This window comes from Salinibacterium sp. CAN_S4 (genome assembly GCF_015752305.1).
GTDB lineage: Bacteria > Actinomycetota > Actinomycetes > Actinomycetales > Microbacteriaceae > Rhodoglobus.
The window spans coordinates 474,689-497,672 of sequence record NZ_JADOVB010000001.1 but is presented as its reverse complement, the minus strand read 5'-3'; the positions used below and the strand labels follow the sequence as shown (position 1 = coordinate 497,672).

General features: G+C 65.5%; 23 protein-coding genes and 1 tRNA gene. 17 read left to right on the top strand and 7 right to left on the bottom strand.

The window, feature by feature from the left end; all coding sequences use genetic code 11:
- Positions 1-148: 148 nt before the first annotated feature.
- Positions 149-233, bottom strand: a tRNA-Leu gene (locus tag IWX81_RS02520).
- A gap of 85 nt (positions 234-318) precedes the next feature.
- On the opposite strand from IWX81_RS02520, the gene IWX81_RS02515 reads away from it, so the two are divergent.
- Genes IWX81_RS02515 through IWX81_RS02500 form a run of 4 tightly spaced genes read left to right on the top strand, consistent with a single transcriptional unit; the run spans position 319 to position 4,291 of the window.
- A complete protein-coding gene (locus IWX81_RS02515; protein WP_199279688.1) occupies positions 319-1,623 on the top strand; it encodes a M20/M25/M40 family metallo-hydrolase in 1,305 nt (434 codons plus the stop codon).
- A gap of 25 nt (positions 1,624-1,648) precedes the next feature.
- Complete coding sequence (locus IWX81_RS02510) at positions 1,649-2,500, top strand: undecaprenyl-diphosphate phosphatase (protein ID WP_199279687.1); 852 nt, start codon at positions 1,649-1,651, stop codon at positions 2,498-2,500.
- A gap of 9 nt (positions 2,501-2,509) precedes the next feature.
- Entirely contained in the window at positions 2,510-3,724 is a 1,215-nt protein-coding gene (mshC, locus tag IWX81_RS02505; protein WP_199279686.1) for a cysteine--1-D-myo-inosityl 2-amino-2-deoxy-alpha-D-glucopyranoside ligase, read from the top strand.
- Between the two features lie 39 nt (positions 3,725-3,763).
- Entirely contained in the window at positions 3,764-4,291 is a 528-nt protein-coding gene (locus IWX81_RS02500) for a hypothetical protein (protein ID WP_199279685.1), read from the top strand.
- 6 nt (positions 4,292-4,297) lie between these two features.
- Here IWX81_RS02500 and IWX81_RS02495 read toward each other — a convergent pair whose 3' ends face one another.
- Positions 4,298-5,233 carry a proteasome assembly chaperone family protein gene (locus tag IWX81_RS02495; RefSeq protein ID WP_199279684.1) on the bottom strand — a complete coding sequence of 312 codons (936 nt, stop codon included), beginning with the start codon at positions 5,231-5,233 and terminating at the stop codon, positions 4,298-4,300.
- 67 nt (positions 5,234-5,300) lie between these two features.
- Between IWX81_RS02495 and IWX81_RS02490 the strand changes: the two genes are divergently transcribed.
- The 9 genes from IWX81_RS02490 to IWX81_RS02450 all read left to right on the top strand — a co-directional run bounded on the left by IWX81_RS02490 (position 5,301) and on the right by IWX81_RS02450 (position 14,070).
- Positions 5,301-5,972, top strand: coding sequence for an HAD family hydrolase (locus IWX81_RS02490; RefSeq protein WP_334592790.1), 672 nt, complete (start codon positions 5,301-5,303; stop codon positions 5,970-5,972).
- Complete coding sequence (locus IWX81_RS02485; RefSeq protein ID WP_199279683.1) at positions 5,969-6,967, top strand: tRNA (adenine-N1)-methyltransferase; 999 nt, start codon at positions 5,969-5,971, stop codon at positions 6,965-6,967. Before IWX81_RS02490 ends, IWX81_RS02485 begins: the two co-directional genes overlap by 4 nt.
- A 38-nt stretch (positions 6,968-7,005) precedes the next feature.
- Positions 7,006-7,992: an FKBP-type peptidyl-prolyl cis-trans isomerase gene (locus IWX81_RS02480; protein ID WP_199279682.1), complete on the top strand. Its 987-nt coding sequence runs from the start codon at positions 7,006-7,008 to the stop codon at positions 7,990-7,992.
- A 9-nt stretch (positions 7,993-8,001) separates the two neighbouring features.
- Entirely contained in the window at positions 8,002-8,997 is a 996-nt protein-coding gene (locus tag IWX81_RS02475; RefSeq protein WP_199279681.1) for a helix-turn-helix transcriptional regulator, read from the top strand.
- Positions 8,990-10,018 (top strand): helix-turn-helix transcriptional regulator, encoded by a 1,029-nt coding sequence (locus tag IWX81_RS02470; RefSeq protein WP_199279680.1) that lies wholly within the window; start codon positions 8,990-8,992, stop codon positions 10,016-10,018. Before IWX81_RS02475 ends, IWX81_RS02470 begins: the two co-directional genes overlap by 8 nt.
- Positions 10,015-10,431, top strand: coding sequence for a hypothetical protein (locus IWX81_RS02465; RefSeq protein WP_199279679.1), 417 nt, complete (start codon positions 10,015-10,017; stop codon positions 10,429-10,431). The genes IWX81_RS02470 and IWX81_RS02465 overlap by 4 nt, the downstream gene beginning before the upstream one ends.
- 77 nt (positions 10,432-10,508) lie before the next feature.
- Positions 10,509-10,772, top strand: a complete 264-nt coding sequence (gene tatA, locus IWX81_RS02460; RefSeq protein ID WP_199279678.1) for a Sec-independent protein translocase subunit TatA — start codon at positions 10,509-10,511, stop codon at positions 10,770-10,772.
- 5 nt (positions 10,773-10,777) lie between these two features.
- Positions 10,778-11,635 (top strand): twin-arginine translocase subunit TatC, encoded by an 858-nt coding sequence (gene tatC, locus IWX81_RS02455; protein WP_334592786.1) that lies wholly within the window; start codon positions 10,778-10,780, stop codon positions 11,633-11,635.
- Positions 11,632-14,070: a DEAD/DEAH box helicase gene (locus tag IWX81_RS02450; protein WP_199279677.1), complete on the top strand. Its 2,439-nt coding sequence runs from the start codon at positions 11,632-11,634 to the stop codon at positions 14,068-14,070. Before tatC ends, IWX81_RS02450 begins: the two co-directional genes overlap by 4 nt.
- Positions 14,071-14,088: 18 nt before the next feature.
- Here the strand turns inward: IWX81_RS02450 and IWX81_RS02445 are convergent, their stop codons facing one another.
- The 4 genes from IWX81_RS02445 to IWX81_RS02430 are packed head-to-tail and all read right to left on the bottom strand — an operon-like array spanning position 14,089 to position 17,910.
- Entirely contained in the window at positions 14,089-15,561 is a 1,473-nt protein-coding gene (locus tag IWX81_RS02445) for a sodium/solute symporter (protein WP_199279676.1), read from the bottom strand.
- The gene (locus IWX81_RS02440; protein ID WP_334592783.1) at positions 15,558-15,953 is read right to left on the bottom strand and encodes a hypothetical protein; all 396 of its coding nucleotides are present in this window, start codon (positions 15,951-15,953) and stop codon (positions 15,558-15,560) included. Before IWX81_RS02440 ends, IWX81_RS02445 begins: the two co-directional genes overlap by 4 nt.
- Positions 15,950-16,714 carry a LytR/AlgR family response regulator transcription factor gene (locus IWX81_RS02435; RefSeq protein WP_199279675.1) on the bottom strand — a complete coding sequence of 255 codons (765 nt, stop codon included), beginning with the start codon at positions 16,712-16,714 and terminating at the stop codon, positions 15,950-15,952. Before IWX81_RS02435 ends, IWX81_RS02440 begins: the two co-directional genes overlap by 4 nt.
- The gene (locus IWX81_RS02430; protein WP_199279674.1) at positions 16,711-17,910 is read right to left on the bottom strand and encodes a sensor histidine kinase; all 1,200 of its coding nucleotides are present in this window, start codon (positions 17,908-17,910) and stop codon (positions 16,711-16,713) included. The genes IWX81_RS02435 and IWX81_RS02430 overlap by 4 nt, the downstream gene beginning before the upstream one ends.
- Before the next feature lie 181 nt (positions 17,911-18,091).
- Between IWX81_RS02430 and IWX81_RS02425 the strand changes: the two genes are divergently transcribed.
- From IWX81_RS02425 to IWX81_RS02410, 4 genes are all read left to right on the top strand, one after another.
- Entirely contained in the window at positions 18,092-18,460 is a 369-nt protein-coding gene (locus tag IWX81_RS02425) for a DUF485 domain-containing protein (protein WP_199279673.1), read from the top strand.
- Positions 18,460-20,067 (top strand): solute symporter family protein, encoded by a 1,608-nt coding sequence (locus IWX81_RS02420; RefSeq protein WP_199279672.1) that lies wholly within the window; start codon positions 18,460-18,462, stop codon positions 20,065-20,067. Before IWX81_RS02425 ends, IWX81_RS02420 begins: the two co-directional genes overlap by 1 nt.
- A gap of 114 nt (positions 20,068-20,181) precedes the next feature.
- Entirely contained in the window at positions 20,182-21,762 is a 1,581-nt protein-coding gene (gene lnt / locus IWX81_RS02415) for an apolipoprotein N-acyltransferase (protein ID WP_334592780.1), read from the top strand.
- Positions 21,755-22,513 carry a polyprenol monophosphomannose synthase gene (locus IWX81_RS02410; RefSeq protein WP_199279671.1) on the top strand — a complete coding sequence of 253 codons (759 nt, stop codon included), beginning with the start codon at positions 21,755-21,757 and terminating at the stop codon, positions 22,511-22,513. Before lnt ends, IWX81_RS02410 begins: the two co-directional genes overlap by 8 nt.
- Before the next feature lie 14 nt (positions 22,514-22,527).
- Here the strand turns inward: IWX81_RS02410 and IWX81_RS02405 are convergent, their stop codons facing one another.
- Positions 22,528-22,893 (bottom strand): RNA polymerase-binding protein RbpA, encoded by a 366-nt coding sequence (locus IWX81_RS02405; RefSeq protein WP_199279670.1) that lies wholly within the window; start codon positions 22,891-22,893, stop codon positions 22,528-22,530.
- Positions 22,894-22,984: the final 91 nt, after the last annotated feature.

Genomic DNA, 22,984 nt, shown 5'->3' with positions numbered 1-22,984 from the left:
TCTGCCGTTCGCGAACTGCGCCACATGTGCGGTCGCCGCCGTGCGGCGCGCGATATTCCGCAGTTCGCGAGACTGGCACGGCCAGTGAGACAGAAAAGACCCCGCAGACACTGTCTACGGGGTCTTTCTGTTCGCTGTCTCAACAACGTGCGCGAAGGGGGACTTGAACCCCCACGCCCTATACGGGCACTAGCACCTCAAGCTAGCGCGTCTGCCATTTCCGCCATCCGCGCGCAGTGGTGAATCCTTCGCAGGACCACCGAGGTACGAGAATAGCACCCTTCTGCGACCCCGGATGCACACACCTAAGGTGGAGGCATGGCCGAGAACACCGAGCTCGAATCGACAGCCCGTATCGCCCGCGATCTGATCAGGTTCGATACGTCGAACTATGGCGAGGGAAAATCGAACGGCGAGACCGAGGCCGCCGAGTATCTGGGCGCCCTGCTCGAAGACATGGGCCTGGCCACCGACTATGTGGATGCCGCTCCCGGCCGTACCAGCGTCATCGCGAGAGTGCCCGGCGCCAACGGTGACAAGCCAGCCCTCGTCGTCCACGGCCACACGGATGTCGTGCCGGCGGATCCGGCGAACTGGAGTGTCGACCCCTTCGCCGGCGAGATCCGTGACGGGCTCCTCTGGGGCCGCGGGGCGGTCGACATGAAAGACATGGACGCGATGATCATCACCGCGCTCCAGGATGTCCTCGGCTCGGGCCAGCAGCCAGCACGCGACCTCATCGTCGCATTCTTCTCCGACGAGGAGAACGGCGGAGTCTTCGGCTCTCATCACATCGTCGACTCCCGTCCCGAGCTGTTCGCGGGTGCCACGGAGGCGATCAGCGAAGTGGGCGGCTACTCGGTGCACGTCAACGGCCAGCGCGCATACCTGTTGCAGACCGGTGAGAAAGCACTGGTGTGGATCAAGCTGGTCGCGCGCGGTACCGCCGCACACGGCAGCCGCATCATCCACGACAATGCCGTCACGAAGCTCGCCAGGGCAGTGGCGACCATCGGACAGCAGGAGTGGCCGGTCGAGCTGACGGCGACCACGAGGCAGCTCGTGGCGGAACTCGCCAGACTCATGGAGGTTGACCCCACCACTGTGGGACCCGATGAGGTGGTGCTGAGCACCGGATCCGCCGCCGGATTCATCCACGCCACGCTGCACACCACCACCAACCCGACGCTGCTGACGGCCGGATACAAGCACAACGTGATTCCTGATCTTGCGGAAGCCCTCGTCGATATCCGGACCCTTCCGGGCCAGGAAGACGAGGTGCTCGACCGGGTGCGTGAACTGGTCGGTGATGACATCGAGATCGTCGTCATGCACCGGGATGTCGGGCTCGAGAACAGTTTCGACGGACCACTCGTCGACGCGATGGTCGGCACGCTCAAGGCCCACGACCCCGGAGCGCAAGTGCTTCCATACCTGCTTTCCGGAGGCACCGACAACAAGGCGCTCTCGATGCTGGGTATCAAGGGCTACGGATTCGCTCCGCTGCAACTGCCCACGGACCTCGACTTTCCGAGCATGTTCCACGGCGTTGACGAGCGGGTGCCGCTTGACGCATTAGTCTTTGGCAGGCAGGTTCTGGGGGACCTGTTCCTGAACTACTAGAGCTGCGTACACCGAGGAGGGCCCGATGGGCTTCATCGAAGCAATCATTCTCGGACTCGTCCAGGGGCTGACGGAATTCCTGCCCGTATCGTCGAGCGCCCACCTGCGCATCGTGGGTGAATTCCTGCCCGGTGCGAACGATCCCGGCGCGACCTTCACGGCCATCACACAGATCGGCACAGAGCTGGCGGTGATCCTTTACTTCCGCAAAGACATCGTGCGGATCATCGGCCGCTGGTTCCGGCATTTCGGCTCGGCTGGGGGCGCCCACTCGAACGGCATTCCGAAGAATGATCCGGATGTGCGCCTCGGATGGCTGATCATCATCGGCACGCTGCCGATCGTGGCCATCGGATTCCTGGCGCAGGACACCATCCGCACGGTGTTCCGTTCCCTGTGGCTCATCGCGATCGTGCTCATCGTGTTCGGCATCATCCTCGGGCTCGCCGACTATTTCGGGAAGAAGATCCGGCCGATCGAGGAGATGAGCTACGGGCACGGCATCGCTATCGGGCTCGCCCAGGTGCTCGCCCTGATCCCCGGGGTGTCCCGCTCCGGCGCCACCATGACCATGGGGCTCTCGCTCGGATACACCAGGCCCGCTGCAGCGAGGTTCGGGTTCCTGCTCGCCATCCCCGCGGTCTTCGGCAGCGGGCTCTATGAGCTGGTCCACAGCTTCGGTGAGCCGGCCGGGGTCTACGGCTATGCGGAGACCCTCGTCGCGACTCTGGTCGCCTTCATCGTCGGCTTCGTGGTGATCGCCTTCCTGATGCGGTACATCGAGAAGCGGTCGTTCCTGCCGTTCGTGATCTACCGGGTGCTGCTCGGAACCGCGCTCCTCGTGCTGTTGGCCAGCGGGGTCATCCAGCCGCTCTAGGCTGGAGAGGTGAAATCCTGGAGCCGTCCCGAGGTTCCGCGGCTGCCGGGTCACGGCGCCCTTCCTCGGGTCTTCGACACCTCTGCCGCTGCGATTGTCGAGTCGCGCCCTGGCTCGCTCGCCGGTCTCTACGTCTGTGGAATCACCCCGTACGACGCGACCCACATCGGCCACGCCGCCACCTATCTGGCCTACGACACGCTGATCCGGCTCTGGCTCGACGCCGGGCTCGATGTGTCCTATGTGCAGAATGTGACGGATGTCGACGACCCGCTCCTGGAACGCGCGACAGCGACCGGTGTCGACTGGCGTGAGCTGGCGTCGCGGCAGGTCGATCTGTTCAGGGGCGACATGCTCGCCCTCGGGGTGATCCCGCCGGATCACTACATCGCGGTGACCGAGATGGTCACTCCCGTGGCTCTCGCGGTGGCGCGGCTGCTCGAGACGGGCACCGCGTACAGGCTCGGCAGCGACGTGTATTTCGACAGTGCGGCGGCCGCGGCATCCTCTCCCTGGCACCTGGGACAGGAGAGCCGGCTCGATCGCGACACGATGCTCGAACTCGCCGCGGAGCGCGGGGGAGACCCGGAACGCGAGGGAAAGCGCGACCCCCTCGACCCGATGCTCTGGATGGGCGCGAGGCCGGGCGAACCGTACTGGCCGAGCGAACTGGGTGACGGCAGGCCCGGATGGCACATCGAGTGCTCAGTCATCGCGCAGGAGTTCCTCGACGTACCTATGACCGTCGCCGGGGGAGGTCGGGACCTCGTCTTCCCGCACCACGAGTTCACCGCGGCCCACACCGCGGCCCTCACCGGCTTCGATCACGCCCACGCGCACGTCCACGCCGGGCTCGTCGCCTATCGCGGGGAGAAGATGAGCAAATCGCTGGGCAACCTCGTGTTCGTTTCCGCGCTCACCGCGGACGGCGTCGACCCGCGCGCGATCCGCCTGGCCATCCTGCAGAACCACTACCGGGACGACTGGGAGTGGACCGTCGACGTGCTCAGCGGCGCCCGGTCGCGACTAGGCGCCTGGGAGGCATGGGCGAGACAGACCGCCGACGGTGACGGCATCCTGCTCGAGCTTCGGGATGCCCTCGCCAGTGATCTCGACACACCTGCCGCGCTGGCCGTCGTGGATGCCCGCGTTGCCAGCGGTATCGCGCCGACGGCCGTCGACCTCGACGCGATCCACGCCCTGCTGGGAGTGCAGCTGCGATAGCGGGCCATTCTCAGCGACGCGCTGTGCGATTGTTGTCCCATGGATTTCACCGGCTACCTCGCTCCCGATGAATTCTGGGCGCTCATGCGAGAGACCGACGACCAGCTGAGATCGTCCTTCCACGCCGCACCGGTCTACGGGCTCGCCTCGTGGGCCGGCCACGCGATGCTCGGGGAGTGGGCCTTTGGCGAGGGGAACCGCGGGTTTCAATACCGTGACGTTGCCGAGGGGGAACCGATCGTCGTCGTCGAAACCGGCGGAGGTTCAGATCCGAGATGGATGCTGGCGGCCTTCCGCAGTCGTGGCGAGTTCCTTCCTCACCAGCGCGGTGTCGCGGCGAGCGTTCCCGATCGGATCGTCGAGGGCGACGTCGCCGGCGCGGCTGTCATGTTCGAGGTGTGGGACGAGTATGGCCGCTGGTGGGGTGTCGGCGTGATCGGGGATCGCGCCATCCTGATCGAATCGCGGCAGGCGGCGCACCTGCCCGTCGCCCTCGGGCTTGTTGTGGATGTCGAGCCGTTCATCGCCGGTCGCACCGACTGGATCAGGCGCGCCCGGGGCGAATAACGGCGACTATTCCTTCGGACGCCAGGGTTCGTCGCCCGCGGTTCCCTCGCCTGGTTTGTCACCCGTGCGCCGCAGGTACCGCTCGAACTCCTGGGCTATCGCCTCACCGCTGGCCTCGGGCGAGTCGACGGTGTCCCTGGCCTGCTCGAGCTGTTCGATGTAGGACGCCATGTCGTCGTCGTCACCGGCGAGAGCGTCGATGCCCGTTTCCCAGGCCTGCGCTTCGGTGATGAGGTCGCCGCGCGGGATGACGACGTCGACGATTTCCTCGAGCTTGTCGAGGATCGCGAGCGTCGCTTTGGGGGATGGTGCGTTGTGGACGTAGTGGGGCACAGACGCCCAGATCGACATGGTGGTGATCCCGACGGACTCCGCGGCATTGCCGAGCACAGACAGAATGCCGACCGGCCCCTCGTACGCACTCCGCTCGATCGAGAGCTGGGACCGAACACCCGGGTTCTCACTGCTGGTGAAGACCGAAATGGGGCGCGAGTGTGGCACGTCGGCGAGCATCGCGCCGAGGAAGACGATCGAGGAGATCTCGTTCGTCTCCACCACATCGAGAATCTCGCGCGTGAAGGTCTTCCATCCGCGCGACGGCTCGGTGCCGAGGAGGAGGTAGATATTGGCGCCGTTGGCGCCGCTGACCGAGATCTCGGCATCGTCGGCTATTCCCGCGGCGGGCCCGCTGTTGGGCCGAGTAGGCCCGTAGATCGTCACTCCCGGCCAGACCAGGGAGCGGTTGCCGTCATCGTCGCTGGCGATCGACGGTCGGTTGAACTGGTAGTCGAAGTAGTCCTCGGGATCAACCTCGGCGATGGGATACAGGTCGAGCAGTTCCTTGAGCGCCCTGACGGCACCGCTCGCGGCCTCACCCGCATCGTTCCAGCCCTCGAACGCGACGACGAGCAGTCGACCGCTACCGAACCGGCTGTCAGCCACAGGTTTCCCTCCTCGCCCGAATCGTGTGACCGGGCGTTCTTCAAGGATAGAACTACGATGGTGCGTTGTGACTCACTCTGCTCCTGCCGCCGTTCTCTGGGACATGGACGGCACTCTCGTCAATACCGAGCCCTACTGGATCGCCGCCGAAACCGAGCTGATCGAGTCCTACGGCGCATCCTGGTCTCACGAGGAAGCGCTCCAGCTCGTGGGTTCAGGGCTGTGGCACTCTGCCCAGATCATGCAGAAAAAGGGCGTCGATCTCACCGAGACCGAGATCATCGACAACCTCACCGACCGGGTGCTCGAACAACTGGTAGAGTTCGGTATCCCGTGGCGCCCGGGAGCACGGGAGTTGCTCATGGAACTCCGCGAAGCGCGGATCCCTACCGCTCTCGTGACGATGTCCGTGAGCAGGATGGCGCATCACGTCGCCGACCGGCTCGGATTCGTCGGATTCGACGCCGTGGTCTCCGGTGATGACGTGACCAACAGCAAGCCGCATCCTGAGTCGTACCTCCGCGGAGCGGAACTCCTGGGTGTCGACATCACCCGTTGCCTCGCGATCGAAGATTCGCCTCCCGGTATAGCCTCCGCGTCATCGGCCGGTGCGGTCGTCATCGGTATCCCCTTCATGGTGGAACTCGACGATTCGCCGGCGGATACCCTGTGGCCGACGCTCGACGGGCGGACTGTTGCCGACCTTTCTGCAGCATTCGTGATCGAAGGAGCGCGATGACCGACGGCTTCCGCCGCCAGAGCGGCCCATTCCGCGTGGGGGACCGCGTGCAGCTCACCGGCCCCAAGGGCAACCTGAACACCGTCACCCTCGAGGTGGGCGGCACGTTCCACAGTCACCGCGGAGTTCTCAGCCACGATGCCATCATCGGGCAGCCGGATGCCTCGGTGGTCGAGTCCACGAACGGTGTCGAGTACCTCGCGATGCGGCCGCTCCTGACCGACTTCGTGATGTCGATGCCGCGCGGTGCCGCCATCATCTACCCCAAGGATGCCGCCCAGATCCTGGGCCAGGCCGACATCTTCCCCGGCGCCACGGTCGTCGAGGCCGGAGTCGGTTCCGGGGCCCTGTCGCTCTGGCTGCTGCGCGCGATCGGCTCCACGGGCACGCTGCACTCCTTCGAGCGCCGGGACGAGTTCGCGGATGTCGCGAAAGCCAACGTCACGGCGTTTCTCGGCGCCGAGCCCTCCAACTGGTCGGTCACGGTCGGTGACCTGCAGGAGGCGATGCCCGCGACGGTGGCCGATGGCACCGTCGATCGGATCGTGCTCGACATGCTCGCCCCGTGGGAGTGCCTCGACGAGTGCGCGGATGCGCTCACTCCCGGTGGTGTCCTGATCTGCTACATCGCCACCGTCACCCAGCTCTCCCGCGTCGCCGAGGCGATCCGGGAGACCGGCGCCTTCACCGACCCCGAGCCGAGTGAGACCATGGTGCGCACCTGGCACGTCGAGGGCCTCGCCGTGCGTCCGGATCACAGGATGATCGGACACACGGGATTCCTCATGACAGCCCGTCGCCTGGCCCCCGGCGCTGTACTCCCGGCGCTGAAGCGCCGCGCGTCGAAGTCTGATTTCAGCGATGAGGATGTCGAAGCCTGGACCCCCGGAGCGCTGGGAGAGCGCACCTCCAGCGCCAAGCGACTGCGCAAGACCGCCCGCGAAGCCCAGGCGGCGGCGCGGGCAGCCACAGGAACCACTCCAGCCGACCAGTAGAGTATTCGGGTAGCCGGGCGACATCGCATGGCAAAGAAATGAGAGTTCTCGTGCGCAAGCTTCCCGCCATCATCGCTGCCTCAGCACTGCTGGTCTCCCTTTCGGCCTGCGCCACCGGCGCCGCCAGTATCGACGGTTGCGTGCCGTCGATCGCGTCGGGATCCAACGCCGCCCTCGTGACCGCTGACGGCTCCTTCGGCAACGACCCGAAGGCGACGTTCCCCACGCCGCTCGTGGCGAACGGTGCCAGTGAAGCCCATGTCATCTCCGACGGCAATGGCAACGGCAAGCGCGTCGCTGCAGGGGCCACCACTGTCGTGCAGCTGACGATCTACGACGGGAAGACCGGCGATGCCCTCATCGCCACGAATTACGACGAATCGGGTGCCCTCTTCAGCGCCATCGACTCCACGCCCGCCTTCGGCACGATCGCCCAGTGCGCGCGAGTCGGTTCGCGAGTGGCTGCGGTCGGAACTGCGGCTGACCTCATCGGTGACGGCGCCATCCAGCAGAACGGCCTGTCTCTCGCGGCGGATGACACAGTCGCGATCGTCGTCGACGTCCAGTCCGTCTACCTCGGCAAAGCCGACGGCGCAGACCAGGTGCTCAGTGCCGGATTCCCGTCCATCGTGCTCGCACCGGATGGGCGCCCGGGATTCACCTTCGCAGACCCGAAGCCCCCGACCGCCCTGAAAATCGAGACGCTGAAGGCCGGAAGCGGTGCGAAGGTAGAAAAAGACGACAGGGTCGTGCTGCACTACACGGGCGTGCTCTGGGACACCCAGGAGGTCTTCGACTCCACCTGGGAACGCAACGCTCCCGCGATGCTCGTCGCATCCAGCCTCGACGACAGCTCGAGCGGCCTGGTCCCCGGCTTCGCCAAGGCCCTGATCGGGCAGCGGGTCGGGTCGCAGGTGATCGCGGTGATTCCTCCGAAGGACGGCTATCCCGCCGGCCAGGCGCCCACCACGGTGCCCGATGGTTCGACGATGGTGTTCGTGTTCGACATCCTCGGCATCGAATAACGGGTTCACATGGCCAGCGTGGGTGGAGCATCCCGGATCCCGGCAGAAGAGAGACTCTTCAGCCTGGTTCTCGCCCTGCTCGCCACTGATGCCGGACTGACGAAGACCGACATCCTCTCGACGGTTCAGGGGTATCGCCAGAAGTTCTCTCGCTCGGGCGACAACGCCAACCTTGAGCGCCAGTTCGAGCGGGACAAGGATGACATCCGCGATTTGGGTGTGCCGCTCGAGACCATCGACAGCCCCGGGCATGCCGGCGATAACCACAACCTGAGGTACCGCATCCCTCGCGGTGCGTATGAGTTGCCCACGGATATCCGATTCTCTCCGGAAGAGACGACCCTGCTGAACCTCGCGGCGATGGTATGGCGCGAGGGCTCCCTGTCCGCGGAATCTCGGCGCGCCATCCTGAAACTGCGCTCGCTCGGTGTGACGACGACCGAACCGGTCGTGGGATACGCGCCGAGAGTCAGGGTGCGCGAGGCCGCCTTCGATCCGCTCGGGGCCGCGCTCGAGCGGCACCAGGTTGTTCGTTTCGGCTACCTGAAGCCCGGTGAAAGCGAGGCTCGAGTGAGAACTGTGGAGCCGCTCGCGCTCGTGCAGCACCAGGGCCGGTGGCACCTGTTCGCGATCGACCAGTCGACGTCGACGACGAAGACTTTCCTGTTGCGTCGCATCGTGACCCAGGTAAGCGTGCTCGCGACCACATTCGACCCTCCGGCGCCGGGACAGGCCGACCTCGCACTCTCCGAGCTCGAGGCGGTCTGGAACTCGAATTCCGCCATCGTGCGGGTCGAAAACGGCACGGATGCGGCCACTCGACTCGGCAAGCGGCGCGGCGCGACGACGCCGGAACCCGGAACGCTCAGCCTCCACTACTCCGACCTGAACATCTTCGCCGACGAACTCGCCGGCTACGGCCCCGAGGCGCTCGTCGTCTCGCCGCCCGAGCTGCGCGAGGCCGTGCGGTCTCGACTGGAACGGACGGCGGCAGATCATGTCTAGACGCAGCGCCGCAGGGCAGAATCCTCCCCGGCTCGCCCAGGACAAACTCGCCTTCCTGCTCTCGCTCGTGCCCTACCTCATGGATCACGACAGGGTGCGGGTGACGGATGCCGCCAGCCACTTCGGCGTTCCCCCCGAGCAGATCCGGGAAGCCGTGAGGCTCATCGGGGTGTCCGGCATCCCGGGGGAGACAGCCACCTACCAGCACGGCGACCTGTTCGACATCGCGTGGGACACCTTCGAGGAGACCGACGAGATCGTCCTGACGAACCTCGTGGCGATCGACGAGTCACCCCGATTCTCAGCGAGGGAGGCGGCAGCCCTGATCGCGGGACTGCAGTACCTGTCGTCGCTCCCCGAACACGCCGACCGCGAAGCCATCGCCACGCTCAGCTCTAAGCTCTCGAGGGGCGCATCATCGGCGCCCAGCCCGGTGGGGGTCGAGGCGAGCGAAACAGACAGCACGCTCGCCCTCATCCGGTCGTCAGTCGAAAAAGGCCTGCGGCTGGAGTTCGACTACCTGAACTCACAGGGCCAGCGGGAACGCCGCGAGGTCGATCCGCTGAGGGTCGAATCGATCGACGCCGACTGGTACCTGAGGGGCTGGGATCACGGCAGGGAGGCCGTGCGAACATTCCGGCTGGATCGCATGTCGACTCCGGCCGTCACGGCCGAGCCCATCACCCACGACGCGCGGGACGTGCCTCTCCCCGACGTGCTCTTCGAAGGCTCGGCCGATGATCTCATCGTCACCCTCGACGTCGCCGCAGCAGCGTTGCCACTGATCGCCGACTACGTTCCCGAGGGCTCGGCCACTTCCGAGCACGATGGACTCGTGCGAACCACAGTGCGGGTGTCCCACTATCACGGGCTCAAACGGCTGATCGCCCGAATGCCGGGAGTCGCCACGGTCATCGAACCCGCCGAGGCACGCGCCGTCGTGTTCGAATGGGCCGCGGTGGCGGCGGCACGATATGCGGAGCCCGAACCGCAGCTCCCTGCATCGGCCGACGCGACGTGACCATGGTGCCTGACACGATCGCCTGGTGGGGCTGGCTGCTGATCTGGGTGGGACTCGGGCTCGGATTCATCGGGATGCTCGCGTTTTTCGCGTGGCGCCTGTTCCGCGCCGGGCTCGGACTGCTGGATGACGTCGCAGACCTGACCGACAAACTCGACATCCTCAGCGCGGCCGAACACTCGCCAGAGCTCACCTCCCCGATGCTGGCGGTGCTCGCCGATGTGCGCGACGTCAAGGCGCGGGAGGCCGAGCGCGTCGCCTCGAGACGGTCACGACACGACGCGAAACGGGAGAGAAGGATGGCCAGGGCCATCGAGATCGGCAGCGTCGACGTGGCCGGCACCGAGTGGCCAGCCGCCCTGACCACGCCCCGCCGACGCCGACGCACCAGAACGGGCCGCACCGGATCCTGACGCGCTCCGGGTCACGCCAACCCTTCAGCATTGGCGGTTATACTGGCTCTATTGACCGCCCCAGCAAAGGAGCACCCATGTTAGGCAACGCTTTCGGATGGCCCCACCTGCTGGTCATCCTCGCCATCGTGCTGTTGTTGTTCGGTGCACCCAAGCTTCCCGGTCTCGCTCGCAGCCTCGGCCAGTCGATGCGCATCTTCCGCAGCGAAGTCAAGACCATGAAAAACGAGAACGGCGACGACGTTCCCGTAGACAACTCCGCCGCCGACAGCTCCACTCCCGCCTCGACCGAGAGCCCGGCCGCCGGCTCGACCACGGGCACCACTAAGCCGAAACCCTGACGCGGGTGGCCACCCGCTCGGGGAGGTGGCGCACCACAAGCGACGAGCGGATGTCGCTCGGTGATCACCTCCGGGAACTTCGTAAAAGACTCGTCATCTCTGCGGTCGCCATTATCGTGGCCGCGGTCGTCGCTTTCGTCGACTGGTCAGGCGTCTCCGCACTGCTCAGGCTGCCCTTCCAGGTCACCAGCCTCACCGATTTCGTCAAAGACGGAATGCGGGTGCCGATCACGAAGATCGCCGAAGACTACTCCGCCACCATCAGCTACACGACGGTGTCTGCCGCCTTCGACCTGCACCTCCAGATCGGGCTCACCATCGCGATCCTGATCGCGAGTCCCATCTGGCTGTTCCAGATCTTCGCGTTCCTCGTTCCCGGCCTCACCAGCCGGGAGAAGCGCTACACGTTCGGCTTTTTCTTCTCGGCCGTTCCGCTGTTCCTCGCGGGTGGGTTCACCGGCTGGCTGCTGTTCCCGCACATGGTGGAGCTGCTTGCCTCCTTCACTCCGCAGGAGGATGCCGTCATCCTCGACGCCCGGATCTACTACGACTTCATTCTGAAGCTCGTGCTGGCGGTCGGGGTCGGCTTCGTGTTGCCGGTCTTCCTTGTCTTGCTCAACTTCATCGGCATCCTGACCGCGGCGGCGATCCTGAAGGGCTGGAGGGTCGCGATCCTCGTCATCACCCTGTTCTGCGCCGTCGCGACACCCGCGGTCGACATCGTCTCGATGTTCCTTCTGGCGATCCCCATGGTGGTGTTGTACTTCGCTGCCGTGGGCGTGGCCTGGATCCACGATCGAGCCGTGGCCCGCCGGCTCGCGAGGGTGGAGTCCCCGGGAAGCGTGCCGGTGTCTGACCTGTGACCGACCAGATCCTGTCGCCGGCCGAACGGTTCGCCGCGGCCAGGAAGAACCGCGATCTGCCGATCCTCCAGTCGTTCCGCGCCGCCCAGCGATTCGACCTCGATCCTTACCAGATCGCGGCCTGTGCGGTGGTCGAGGGCGGCAAAAGCGTGCTCGTCGCGGCCCCGACCGGTGCCGGCAAGACGATCATCGCCGAATTCGCGATCTATCGTGCCATGCAGCAGCAGAGCGACAAGGTCTTCTACACCGCCCCGATGAAGGCGCTGAGCAACCAGAAATTCCAGGAGCTGCAGGCAGAATACGGTGAGGATGCCGTCGGCCTTCTCACCGGCGACACCAACATCAACTCGCACGCCCGGATCGTGGTCATGACCACCGAGGTGCTGCGCAACATGCTCTACGCGGATTCGGACCTGCTGAAGAACCTGAGCTGTGTCGTGATGGACGAAGTGCACTTTCTCGCCGACAGGTTCCGCGGGGCGGTGTGGGAGGAGGTCATCATCCATCTCCCGCAGCACGTCACGATGGTGTCGCTGAGCGCCACAGTCTCCAACGCCGAGGAGTTCGGCGACTGGCTGCAGGCGGTCAGGGGAGACACCGAGGTGATCGTCTCGGAAGAGCGACCAGTCCCTCTCGACCAGCACATCCTGATGCGTACGAAGCTCGTCGACCTCTTCGACAGCTCAGGGCTGGCGGCGACCCACAGGGTGAATCCGGAGCTCGCCCAGCTGGCAAGGTTCAGCGGGCGACCTGGTGGATCACGACGGTCACACGACTCTCGTCGCAATCACAGCCAGGGCGGTCGGCCCGAGGCGATGCGGATGGATCGTCCCGACGTCGTGAAGCTGCTGGACAGCAAGAATCTGCTGCCCGCGATCTTCTTCATCTTCTCCAGGGTCGGATGCGACCAGGCCGTGGCGAAGGTACTCAGAGCCGGAATCAGTGTGACGACCATCGAGGAGCGCAACGAGATCCGCGCCATCGTGGAGGAACGCTGTCGCACCCTCCTCGACGAAGACCTCGCCGTGCTCGGCTACTGGGAGTGGTTGAGCGGCCTCGAGCGCGGGGTCGCGGCGCATCACGCCGGCCTGCTGCCCGCCTTCAAGGAGGTGGTGGAGGAACTCTTCCAGAAGAAGCTGGTCAAGGTCGTGTTCGCCACCGAGACGCTCGCCCTCGGGATCAACATGCCTGCGCGCACCGTTGTGCTCGAAAAGCTGGAGAAGTTCAACGGCGAAGCGCGGGTTCCGATCACGCCGGGGGAGTACACGCAGCTCACCGGAAGGGCCGGCCGACGAGGAATCGACGTCGAAGGGCATTCGGTCATCCAGTGGGTGGACGGGCTCGACCCGCAGGCCGTCGCGTCGCTCGCGTCGAGGCGTACGTACCCGCTGAATTCCAGTTTCAAACCGACGTACAACATGGCAGTGAACCTCATCGACCAGTTCGGGCGAGAGCGCACGCGGGAGATCCTGGAGTCCAGTTTCGCGCAGTTCCAGGCCGACCGCGCCGTGGTGGAGCTCGCACGCAAGGTACGGTCACAGGAGCAGTCGCTCGAGGGCTACGCGTCATCGATGGGCTGCCACCTGGGCAACTTCGCGGAATATTCGGGACTCAGACGCGAGCTGAGCGACCTCGAACGCAAGGGCCAGTCCCGCGCCGACACGTCCAGTCGCGCGGAACGTGACCGTCGCCAGCGACAGCTCACCGACCTCCGGCGGCGGATGAAGCAGCATCCGTGCCATGCCTGTCCCGAGCGGGAGCAGCACGCGCGCTGGGCAGAGCGCTGGTGGAAGCTCAAGCGGGAAACCGACCAGTTGAGCAGCCAGATCCGGGGCCGCACGGGAGCCGTCGCCAAGGTCTTCGACCGGGTGACGGTCGTGCTCTCCCAACTCGGCTACCTCTCGACCACCACGGCGGGAGAGCTGTCGCTCAATGCGAATGGCAGGATGCTGCGGCGCATCTACGGCGAACGGGACCTGCTCGTCGCCGAATCCCTGCGCCGCGGTTTCTGGGACGAACTCGATCCAGCATCCCTCGCGGCAATGGCGACGACGCTCGTCTACGAGCCGCGTCGCGAGGAGGGGCAGCTGGGGGACAGGCACCTTCCCCGGGGTCGGTTCCGCGAGGCGTTCGACCGCACGGGAGACCTGTGGAGCGAGCTCGACGACCTGGAGCGGCTCAATAAGCTCCCCGGCAGCCAGCCGTTGTCCGCGGGGCTCGCCCTCGCGATGTATCGCTGGGCCAGCGGCACCAGTCTGGACGCTGTGCTCAGGGAAGCCGACATGGCGGCCGGTGACTTCGTGCGGGTGACGAAGCAGGTGATCGACCTGCTCGACCAGTTGTCTGTGGTCGCCGACGGTGGGGTGGGTCGCACGGCGCGCACCGCGCTCGACTCGATCCGACGGGGGATCGTCGCCTATAGCTCGGTGGCGTAAGCGGCTCCACCCCTGGCGCTATGGCGCGGGGATTCCCGGGCGCTCGGGAACGTGCAGTCTGCGCATGAACCTGTCGGTCCCGCGAGGGATGTGGCGGCTGTCGGTGAGCGACACTCCGACCATTACCGCCACCGCGAGCGGTACGGTCCAGGCCGCTGGTTGCGCGAGCACTGACGAGACCACCCCGGCACCCGGGCCGACCATGGCTCCCGCCACGATGGCGAGCCCACACGCCGCGCCCCCGGTCAGCATCCCTGCCACGGCGCCGCGGGCGGTCAGTCCGCGCCACCAGATCCCCAGGACGAGCACGGGGCAGAGCGTCGATGCCGTGAAGGCGAAGACGAGCCCGACACTCCCCGCGAGCCCGCCGGGCGCAGCCAGCAGGGACACGGCGAGAGGGACCACGATGGATAGCGCGGCCGCGATCCTGAAGCCTCTCACGCTGCCGCCGAAAGCTTCCTGGCTGATGACGCCGGCCAGCGAGACCACCAGGCCTGTGGAGGTCGAGAGGAACGCGCCAAAGGCTCCGGCAATGACGAGAGCGGTCAGCACATCTCCGAGCACGCCAGGGACCAGCCGTCCCGGCAGCAACAGCACGAGCGCATCCGCCGCCGCGGGCTCGGCGAGATCAGGCGCCACGGCTCGACCGAGCAGGCCGATGATGGTGGGAAACACGTAGAACACGCTCAGCAGGGCCAGCACGATGAGCGTCGTAGTGCGCGCGGCGACCCCATCAGGATTCGTATAAAACCTCGCGAGCACGTGGGGAAGGCCCAGAGTTCCGAGCAGCAGCGCCACCAGGAGCGACACCGTTCGATAGATATCCGGAGTGCTGGGGGCGAGTTCCGCCGGAAAGGCGACCAACGGGTCGAGCGACGGAACGTCAGAGACCACCAGGAGCATGAACACCACGGGAACGGCGATGGCCGTGAGCTTGAGCCAGAACTGGAATGCCTGCACGAAGGTGATCGAGCGCATGCCACCCGCCGCCACCACCACACCGACGATCACGGCGACCGCCACCGCTCCGGCCCATGGCGGAAGCCCGGTGGTGATGCGCACGGTGAGGGCGGCACCCTGCAGCTGGGGAACTATATACAACCAGCCGATGACGATGACGAGGAGGCTGGTGATGCGTCGCACCGTCGTCGATTCGAGCCTCGCCTGGGTGAAATCGGGAATCGTGTACGCGCCGGACCGCCGCAGCGGCGCGGCGACGAACAACAGGAGCATGAGGTATCCCGCCGTGTAGCCGATGGGAAACCACAGCGCATCCGATCCCTGTAGCAGGATCAGCCCGGCGATGCCGAGAAAGCTCGCGGCCGACAGGTATTCCCCACCGATCGCCGACGCGTTCCACCACGGCTTGACGGTTCTCGACGCCACGTAGAAGTCGCCGGTGGTGCGCGAGAACCTCAGGCCGAAAAATCCGATGAGGGCGGTAGCTGCCGTCACCAGCGCGATGGCGACGTACCCGAGCACGGGATTCACGTCGGATCGCCCTCGGACTCGCGTCGGGCGCCGTCGCTCAGCGCGAGATATCCGGCCTCGTTACGTCGTGCTGCCCTGACGTAGATCACGGCGATTCCGATAACGAGGGGGTAGCCTCCAAAGCCGAGCATGAGCCACGACACCGGTACGCCGAGCACCAGCAGCGAGCCGAGGTCAGGTACAAGCACGAACGATGCCCCGAACCCCGCAAGCAGCACGACGAAACCAGCCGCACTGGCGATCGCCAGCCTCAACTGGGACCGCACCAGGGAGCGCACGTAAATGGTACCGATGTCGGTCGGGCCCACCCCCGCACCGGGCAGGCTGATCGCCGCCTCTGGAGCCGTGACCCTCTCGCGGGGCCGCACCGGCCGCTGTTCTGCACCGGTCATGGCCGTCGCCGGAGGCGGTTGGATTCTACGGCGTCCCTGACCGATGAGACGAGCCTGCGGCTCACCGGCAGCTCCGCCCCGGCCACTGTCACGCTCGGGTGACCTGTGCTGAGTGTGAGCCTGTCGATTCTCGTGAGGTCGATGAGATACGAGCGATGGATGCGCAGGAAACCTGCGTCGGCCCACTGGCGTTCGAGGTCGGAGAGCGGGATCCGCACGAGGTGGCTGGACCCGTCCGTGAACAGCCTCGCGTAATCGCCCTGGGCCTGCACGTAATGCACGTCCTCACGCCGGATCATGCGGGTCGTGGAACCCACCGTGACCGCGATGAGGCCCTCTCGGGCGGGCACAGCAGCGGGCGTTCGCGACTCGAGCCCGTCGATGATGCGGCTGATGCATCGCACCACCCGCTCGGCCCTCACCGGTTTCAACAGGTAATCGACGGCCTCGAGGTCGAAGGCCTCGATAGCCCCATCCTCGTCGGCGGTCACGAAGACAATCGCGGGCCGACGATCGAAGCGGGCGATCGCTCGCGCCAGGTCGAATCCCGACAGTCCCGGCATGTGGATGTCCAGAAACGCCACATCCACGTTCGTGGTGGCGAGCTGACGGATCGCGTCGGAACCCGATGACGCCCGATAGACGGTGCCGATCCTGCTGTCGTCGCGCAGCATCCTCGCCAACTCTTCGACCGCCGGCAGCTCGTCATCCGCGACGAGCACGGTGAGGCCGGTTTGGTCTGCATCAACCGGGTGCGTCATCGCCCCTGCTCCTCGCCCGCGAGGTGTCCCGGTTGGGATTTCGGTACGCGCATCGTCACGAGGGTACCGGCATCGACATTGGTCTCCACCACCAGCCCGTGCGCGTTGCCGTACACCTGCCTCAAGCGCGAATCCACATTTCTCAGTCCGATATGTCCCGTGCTCGGCCGCCCGGCGAGCACATCACGCAGGATCTCCGGGTCGATGCCGACGCCGTCGTCTTCCACGGTGATCTGCGCATACGACCCCGAATCCTCTGCGGTGATCGTGATGCGCCCACCACCCTCCTTCGATTCGAGCCCGTGTCGCACGGCATTCTCGACGAGCGGCTGCACGCTGAGGAAGGGGATGACGGTGCCGAGCACCTCGGGAGCGATCTGGAGGGTCACCGCGATCCTGTCCCCGAATCTCGCGCGCTCGAGCTTCAGGTAGGAGTGCACGCTACCCAGTTCCTCGGCGATCGTCGTGAAGTCTCCATCGCGTCGAAAGGAGTACCTGGTGAAGTCTGCGAACTCGAGCACCAGATCTCGTGCCTTCGGTGGATCCGTGGTGATGAACGACGCGATCGCATTGAGGGCGTTGTAGATGAAGTGCGGACTGATCTGTGCCCTGAGCGCCCTCACCTCTGCCTCGGCCAACGCTGCCCGCGAGGCATCCAGTTCGGCGAGTTCGAGTTGGGCTGCCACCCAGTCGGCGACCTCGTCGGTCGCTCTCACGAGACCGGGTCTGACAGAGCGCGAGAACGCGACGATCGCCCCGATGGCCCTGCCCCCGATCATGATCGGTGCAGCAACAGCGTCCCGGTCACCGTGCTCGAGCTGCACGACCGCTCGCGATAACTCCACGTGCCCGCTCTGCCTCGCGGCCTGGGCGAGTCGTTCCGCAGAGGCTCGCACGCGATCGGAACCACCATCGACGGCGATGGCCCCGCGCTCGTCGACGATCACGAGCACCTCACAGTTCAGCAGCACGCGCAGGTACCGTGCTGCCCGAGCCGTATCCCCGGCGAGCAGCCCGCCGCGCAGGTGGGTGGCAGCACGCGATGCGAGGTTGAGTGTCTCGAAGGTAGCGCGTTCAGCGTCGGTGCCGAGTTCCCTGGAACCTCGCGCATACCTCCGCGCGAGGGCGTAGATCACCGCAATACCGAGCCCGGCCGCAGTTCCCACGGCCAGGGCGATCAACACCGACCACGTCATGGTGCCCACGATAGGCCATCGTTCACCGAACTCTTCTCGCCGTTCGCCGCACTATCGATGCCGTTGGGCGACGACGAGCGGCAGAGAGGCCACGGGTCGGGCAACGTGGGTCAGTATGGGGGCGATCCGCACCACGGAACCGTCGACGTCGTCGTCGACGCCGAGTCACTTGGGAGACACCATGGGCAATGAAGCCCCGATCGCTGAGGATGCGGCCCCCGTCGCAGACTTCGCGGCGTTGAGAGAGTCCGAGAATTTCCGAACCCTGAAGCGACGCCACAGGAACTTCGTGTTCCCCGTCGTCATCGGCTGCCTGCTCTGGTACGTGGCCTACGTGCTGCTCGCCGCGTACGCACACGACTTCATGTCGACTCCGGTCTTTGGGAGTGTGAATCTCGGACTCCTGCTGGGACTGGCGCAGATCGCCACGACCTTCATCGTGACCACCTGGTACGTCTCGTACGCGAACAAGCACCTCGACCCCATTGCGACTGAGATCCGCGACAGCGTCGAGATCCCCGAATCCCAGAACGATAAGGCGGCCCGCTGATGCTGTACATGGAAGCCGCGTCGAGCGCACCGGGTAACCCGATCCTGAACATCGGGATCTTCCTCGGATTCGTTGCGATCACGATGATCATCGTCTTCAGGGCGAGCAAGAACAACAACACGGCGGCCGATTATTACGCCGCTGGCCGGTCCTTCACGGGACCACAGAACGGCGCAGCGATCGCGGGGGACTACCTCTCGGCCGCCTCCTTCCTCGGGATAGTCGGGGCTATCGCCATCCAGGGCTACGACGGCTTCCTGTACTCGATCGGATTCCTGGTCGCATGGCTGGTCGCCCTCCTGCTGGTGGCCGAGCTGCTGCGCAACACCGGCAAGTTCACGATGGCCGATGTGCTCTCGTTCAGGCTCAAGCAGCGCCCTGTGCGCATTGCGGCGGCAACCACAACCCTCGTGGTCTGCTTCTTCTACCTCCTTGCACAAATGGCCGGCGCCGGCGGGCTGGTCTCACTGCTGCTCGGAATCAACGACAAGGTCGGGCAGTCGATCGTCATCACCGTGGTCGGTGGCCTGATGATCCTCTACGTGCTCGTCGGTGGCATGAAGGGCACCACCTGGGTTCAGATCATCAAGGCTGTGCTGCTGATCAGCGGTGCTGCAGTGATGACGGTCTGGGTGCTCGCTCTGCACGGCTTCAACCTGTCGTCGCTGCTCGATCACGCTGTAGCGACGGCGAACAACCCGGCGATCCTCGACCCCGGGCTGAAGTACGGCGTCAGCGATGCCAGCCGTCTCGACTTCCTGTCGCTCGGCCTCGCGCTCGTGCTCGGAACTGCAGCCCTGCCTCACGTGCTGATGCGCTTCTACACAGTGCCGACCGCGAAGGAAGCCCGCCGCAGCGTGGTCTGGGCGATCTGGCTCATCGGGATCTTCTACATCTTCACTCTCGTGCTGGGCTACGGCGCCGCCGCACTGATCGGACCGGAGGCCATTGCCGCAGCACCGGGTGGCGCGAACTCCGCGGCTCCACTGCTCGCGTTCGAACTCGGAGGGCCGCTGCTGCTCGGCCTGATCTCCGCGGTGGCTTTCGCCACGATCCTCGCGGTCGTGGCCGGGTTGACCATCACGGCCGCGGCATCCTTCGCGCATGACATCTACGCCAGTGTCATCAAGAAGGGAAAGGCCCGGCCCGAAGACGAGGTCAAGGTCGCCCGTCGCACGGTTGTCGTCATCGGCATCGTCGCGATCGTCGGCGGCATCGGGGCCAATGGGCAGAACATCGCCTTCCTGGTGGCACTGGCCTTCGCCGTCGCGGCGTCCGCCAACCTGCCGACCATCCTGTACTCGCTGTTCTGGAAGCGCTTCACCACCAGGGGTGCCGTGTGGAGCATGTATGGCGGGCTCATCTCCGCGATCGTGCTGATCGCGCTCTCCCCGGTCGTGTCTGGCAGCCCCACATCGATGATCCCCGGGGCCAACTTCGCGATCTTCCCGCTTTCCAATCCCGGGCTGATCTCGATTCCCCTCGCGTTCTTCCTGGGGTGGATCGTGACCGTGCTCGACAAGGGCGTCGAGAGCCCGGAGAAGCAGGCTGAGATGGAAGTGCGATCCCTCACGGGGATCGGCGCAGAGAAGGCCACCAAGCACTAGGCCTTCTGCAAGGAATTTCGGTGCGGTCGGATGCCAGGTCCGACCGCACCGAAGTATGTCCGGGGCTTACCACCCTCACAGCAAGCAACCTGCTGAAGCAAATATGCTTGAACGGTGAGCATCAACCTGGCGACACGACCCGTCGTCGGGCTCTTCACCTTCTCCGGACTGCGGCCGGCGCCTCTCACCCGCGCCGTGCTGCCACTGTGGGCCGCGCTGGTCGTTGCCGTGGCATCCGGTCCCGTCATGGATGCCGGCTTCCCTGATAAGGGATACTGGCCGCTCACGTTCGTCGGCATCGGTCTCGTACTCGCCTGTCTCATCGGTCGGCGCAACGGGAGTGCCCTGCTCGTTGCGTTCGTGGCGAGCCTCTCGTTCTATCTCACCCAGATTTCCTGGGCCTCCCTCTTTCTCGGACTGCTGCCGATGGCGGCCCTGTCGGTGCTCGAGTCGTTGTTTGCCGCGCTGGGAGGCCTCGCGATTGCGCTCGCATACCGGTGGATGCCCCGGGTCTGGCCCGGCGTACTGGGAAGGATCGCGCTGCAGCCGATCGCGGTCGCGGGACTGTGGACCGCGCGCGAAGCCTGGGCCGCGGTCTGGCCGTACGGCGGATTCTCGTGGGGACGGGCCGCGATGTCCCAGTCCGACGGTCCGTTCGCCCCGCTGTTCGGCTGGCTGGGGATGTCCGGCGTGAGCTTCATAATGGTGCTGCTCGTAGCGGTGACTGTGGAATGCGTCAGGGTGCTGGGTGCGCCCCGGTTGGCACGGGCGACAGTGCCGGTCGGGCTCGCGGCCGTACTGCTGGCAATTCCGGCGTGGCAGGTGCCCGTCGAGGGCTCACTGCGGGTCGCCGCCGTGCAGGGCGCGGGCGAAGCCGGATACTTCGATGGGTCCACCGCGAATGAACTGCTGCAGGCGCAACTCGATGCGACGGTGCCCCTGTTCGGCGAGAAGGTCGATGTCGTGCTGTGGCCGGAGGGCACGACATACGCAGATCCGCTCACCGATGATTACACCGGCCAGGTCTTCGACTTCGTATCAGAGCAGATGGATGCCCCGCTCATCGCCCAGGGCATCACTAACCCCGACGATAAGTTCTACAACACCGTCATGCTCTGGAAGTCGGGGGAGGGCGCGCTGGATCTCTACAACAAGAAGCATCCGGTTCCGTTCGGCGAGTATGTGCCTGACCGAGCATTCTGGCGGCCGTTCGCGCCTGAGCTCATCGACCTGATCGGCCGTGACTACACGCCGGGAACGACCGACATGGTCATGGACGTGAATGGCGTGATCGTCGGGGTAAACATCTGCTTCGACATCGTGGATGACCAGCTACTGACGGATTCCGTCGAGGAGGGCGCCCAGGTGATCTTCGCGTCCTCGAACAACGCAGACTTCGGCATGACCGACGAGAGTGCCCAGCAACTCGCGATCGCGCGGATCAGGGCCATGGAGCTGGGTCGCAGCGTCGTCAACATCTCGACTGTGGGGCTGAGCGCTGTCATCGCCCCTGACGGGTCGATCGTGCAGCAGTTGCCCTGGTACGAGCCGGGCTCGATGGTCCAGGACGTCGAACTCAGCACCACCGTGACCCCCGCAGTGACCCTGGGTCGCGAACTCGAATGGTTCGTCTCGGGCCTCGGCCTGGCGAGTATCGCCATCGCCGGTTTTATCGTCAGGAGACGACGTGGCTAACACCCTCATCATCGTGCCCACGTTCAACGAGATCGATGGTCTCGAACGCATCGTGACCCGGATCCGTGAGGCGGTGCCCGCGGCCGACCTTCTGGTCGTTGACGACTCCAGCCCCGACGGCACGGGTGAACTCGCCGATCGCCTGGCGGAAGCTGATCCCGGGATGCGCGTGCTCCATCGGGCAGGAAAGAATGGGCTGGGACAGGCTTACCTTGCCGGCTTCGAGCTGGCACTCGGCGAAGGCTACGAGTTCATCGTCGAGATGGATGCGGATGGGTCGCACGATCCGGAGTCTGTGCCGGCCATGCTCGCTCTTGCGGAGAGCGGAGCCGAACTCGTGATCGGATCGCGCTGGGTGGATGGCGGTTCGGTGGTGAACTGGCCCGCGATACGTAAAGCGATCTCACGCACGGGAAACTGGTACTCGGGCGTGATGCTCAGGTCGCGAATCCGGGACATCACTGCGGGGTTCAGAGTCTTCAGGGCCAGTGCGCTCAGAGATCTCGACCTGCACGCGATCTCGTCACAGGGATACTGCTTCCAGGTGGAGATGGCCTGGCGGCTCGAGCGCACGGGCCACCGCGTGGTGGAATACCCGATCACCTTCGTCGAACGGGAGACCGGGCAATCCAAGATGCACTCCGGGATCGTCGTGGAGGCTCTGCTCAGGGTCACCGCATGGGGGATTGAGGCGACCCTGAGGCCTCGCAAGAGCATGAGCATGTCACGCTCAGGGGCTCGGTCGCGCTAGTCGGCTGTCAGCCGCTATGCGCCGATCTTCTGCTGGCCCTTGCGGGAGCGGAGGTAGTCGAGTCTCTCCTGGAGCAACTCTTCGAGCTCGGCCCGCGTGCGGCGCTCGAGCAACATGTCCCAGTGACTGCGCGGGATCTTCACGTCGGTCTCGTCCAGCACGACGGGCTCACCGTCGGCCGTGAGGAGCACGCCCTCGAGTCCGGACTTCGGTGACTCCCATTGCTGGGGCACTTCGGCGTCTGCGGAAAAGATCACCTCGAAGGTGCTGCCGTCAGCGGCCCTGTACACGCTCTTCTTTCGCGGGGAAAATTCCACGCCCTCTTCGCTCTGTAGGCTCTGAGTGCCAAGTCTCATCCCGCGCAAACTACGGTCTGCCATTGTGTGGCCTCCTTCTCATCTCGCGGTCACTACAGGTATAAACCCACAAGCTGGGCATATCCTTTCAAGCACGCTGGGTTCCCAGTCGGTT

Bases quoted from the DNA above. Each gene is read 5' to 3' on its own strand.
- IWX81_RS02515 (WP_199279688.1), top strand. From the start codon at position 319: ATGGCCGAGAACACCGAGCTCGAATCGACAGCCCGTATCGCCCGCGAT.
- IWX81_RS02510 (WP_199279687.1), top strand. From the start codon at position 1,649: ATGGGCTTCATCGAAGCAATCATTCTCGGACTCGTCCAGGGGCTGACG.
- IWX81_RS02500 (WP_199279685.1), top strand. From the start codon at position 3,764: ATGGATTTCACCGGCTACCTCGCTCCCGATGAATTCTGGGCGCTCATG.
- IWX81_RS02485 (WP_199279683.1), top strand. From the start codon at position 5,969: ATGACCGACGGCTTCCGCCGCCAGAGCGGCCCATTCCGCGTGGGGGAC.
- IWX81_RS02480 (WP_199279682.1), top strand. From the start codon at position 7,006: ATGAGAGTTCTCGTGCGCAAGCTTCCCGCCATCATCGCTGCCTCAGCA.
- IWX81_RS02475 (WP_199279681.1), top strand. From the start codon at position 8,002: ATGGCCAGCGTGGGTGGAGCATCCCGGATCCCGGCAGAAGAGAGACTC.
- IWX81_RS02470 (WP_199279680.1), top strand. From the start codon at position 8,990: ATGTCTAGACGCAGCGCCGCAGGGCAGAATCCTCCCCGGCTCGCCCAG.
- tatA (WP_199279678.1), top strand. From the start codon at position 10,509: ATGTTAGGCAACGCTTTCGGATGGCCCCACCTGCTGGTCATCCTCGCC.
- IWX81_RS02440 (WP_334592783.1), bottom strand. From the start codon at position 15,953: ATGACCGGTGCAGAACAGCGGCCGGTGCGGCCCCGCGAGAGGGTCACG.
- IWX81_RS02435 (WP_199279675.1), bottom strand. From the start codon at position 16,714: ATGACGCACCCGGTTGATGCAGACCAAACCGGCCTCACCGTGCTCGTC.
- IWX81_RS02430 (WP_199279674.1), bottom strand. From the start codon at position 17,910: ATGACGTGGTCGGTGTTGATCGCCCTGGCCGTGGGAACTGCGGCCGGG.
- IWX81_RS02425 (WP_199279673.1), top strand. From the start codon at position 18,092: ATGGGCAATGAAGCCCCGATCGCTGAGGATGCGGCCCCCGTCGCAGAC.
- IWX81_RS02420 (WP_199279672.1), top strand. From the start codon at position 18,460: ATGCTGTACATGGAAGCCGCGTCGAGCGCACCGGGTAACCCGATCCTG.
- IWX81_RS02405 (WP_199279670.1), bottom strand. From the start codon at position 22,893: ATGGCAGACCGTAGTTTGCGCGGGATGAGACTTGGCACTCAGAGCCTA.